At 68.8% G+C, this 721-nt stretch carries 1 protein-coding gene; it reads right to left on the bottom strand.

Features of this window, described 5'->3' with window-relative positions; all coding sequences use genetic code 11:
• Window positions 1–648, bottom strand: a 648-nt coding sequence (locus tag H5411_RS46650; RefSeq protein WP_246370573.1) for an MlaD family protein, incomplete at its 3' end; no start/stop codon positions are given.
• Window positions 649–721 lie beyond the last annotated feature (73 nt).

Here is a 721-nt window from a genome sequence, read left to right as displayed (position 1 = left end):
CAGTGCGGCGAGGAGGCTGGCTGCGTTCCCGCTGAGCTTCTTCAGGTCCTCACTCTGCGCGGACAGCGCGGCCAGCGCGCCCTGCCCTTCACGGCCGAGGTCACCGAGACCGCTCAAGGCGCGGGAGATGCTGTCCTGGCTGTCCTTCGTGGACGCCCCGAGCGAGCGGACGGTGCTCGCCAGCGCCTGCCTGGTCGAAGGATCGATGCTGGCCAGCACGTCGTTCAGGCCGACAGCGGGCTTGCCCGCGTTCTCCGGCAGGACCGCTCCGCTGTCCAGGGCCGGACCGTCGCCGTCGGTCAGCTGGAGGAAGGTCTCCTCCACGAGCGTCTTGTTCCGGACCTGGACCGTCACCCCACCGTGCAGCGGGTACTGCTGATCGAGCTCCATGGTGACGTGCGCGCGGTCACCGTCGTTCTTGATCTCGGCCACCTTGCCGACGGCGACGCCGCTGATCATCACGTCGGAGTCGGGCACGAGGTTCGCCACGCGCGGGAAGGTCGCCGTGAGCGTGTAGCGGGAGCTGCTGAAGGGGAGCTTGCCGCCGGAGTTCACCCAGAGGTAGCCGAAGAACACGGCGCAGGCGGTGGCGAACACGACGAGCACGATCAGCCGGATCACCGGCATCGCGGAATGGGAGATCCTCATGGCAGCCACCTAGCGGGGAGTCTGGCCGGACGTGGCGCCCACACCGGGGATCCCCAGGCTGCTCGGCGTGAAT

Source organism: Amycolatopsis echigonensis, assembly GCF_014174495.1.
Taxonomy (GTDB): domain Bacteria; phylum Actinomycetota; class Actinomycetes; order Mycobacteriales; family Pseudonocardiaceae; genus Amycolatopsis; species Amycolatopsis echigonensis.
Note: the sequence above shows the minus strand (reverse complement) of the source record. Positions and strands in the feature narration are given on the sequence as shown.